The sequence below is a fragment of the Mesobacillus sp. MER 48 genome, from assembly GCF_023714225.1.
GTDB lineage: Bacteria > Bacillota > Bacilli > Bacillales > Cytobacillaceae > Mesobacillus > Mesobacillus oceanisediminis_A.
In genome coordinates this window covers 1-648 of sequence record NZ_JAMAUR010000030.1, presented here as the reverse complement: position 1 = coordinate 648, position 648 = coordinate 1, and the positions used below count along the sequence as shown (strand labels likewise).

Genomic DNA, 648 nt, shown 5'->3' with positions numbered 1-648 from the left:
CGAAGTCGGTGGGGTAACCTTTTGGAGCCAGCCGCCTAAGGTGGGACAGATGATTGGGGTGAAGTCGTAACAAGGTAGCCGTATCGGAAGGTGCGGCTGGATCACCTCCTTTCTAAGGATATTGCCTTAAGGGCAATCGGAATGCGAACCTCCTGGTTCGTACTTAAGCGGATTTGAAAATCCGCTCTGTTGACCAACTTGTTTGTTTAGTTTTGAGGGAGCGATTCCTCTCCATATGATATATGGGCCTATAGCTCAGCTGGTTAGAGCGCACGCCTGATAAGCGTGAGGTCGGTGGTTCGAGTCCACTTAGGCCCACCATATATCTTTCATAATGGGGCCTTAGCTCAGCTGGGAGAGCGCCTGCCTTGCACGCAGGAGGTCAGCGGTTCGATCCCGCTAGGCTCCACCATGTCGCTTTACAGCACATGCATTTGTTCCTTGAAAACTAGATAATCGTAAGTAAGAAGAACCAAGAAGAAAACCGAGTGATCGCCATTTTAGTTTTCTCTCTATTCAATTAGAGAAATGACCTTTTAGGTTAAGTTAGAAAGGGCGCACGGTGGATGCCTTGGCACTAGGAGCCGATGAAGGACGGGACTAACACCGATATGCTTCGGGGAGCTGTAAGTAAGCTTTGATCCGGAG

At 49.5% G+C, this 648-nt stretch carries 2 tRNA genes and 2 rRNA genes; all 4 read left to right on the top strand.

Annotation, left to right across the window (positions count from 1 at the left end):
* Positions 1-112, top strand: a 16S ribosomal RNA gene (locus M3593_RS23720); the annotation flags it as partial.
* A 132-nt stretch (positions 113-244) separates the two neighbouring features.
* Positions 245-321 (top strand) — tRNA-Ile (locus tag M3593_RS23715).
* 15 nt (positions 322-336) lie between these two features.
* Positions 337-412 (top strand) — tRNA-Ala (locus M3593_RS23710).
* Between the two features lie 127 nt (positions 413-539).
* A 23S ribosomal RNA gene (locus M3593_RS23705) occupies positions 540-648 on the top strand; the annotation flags it as partial.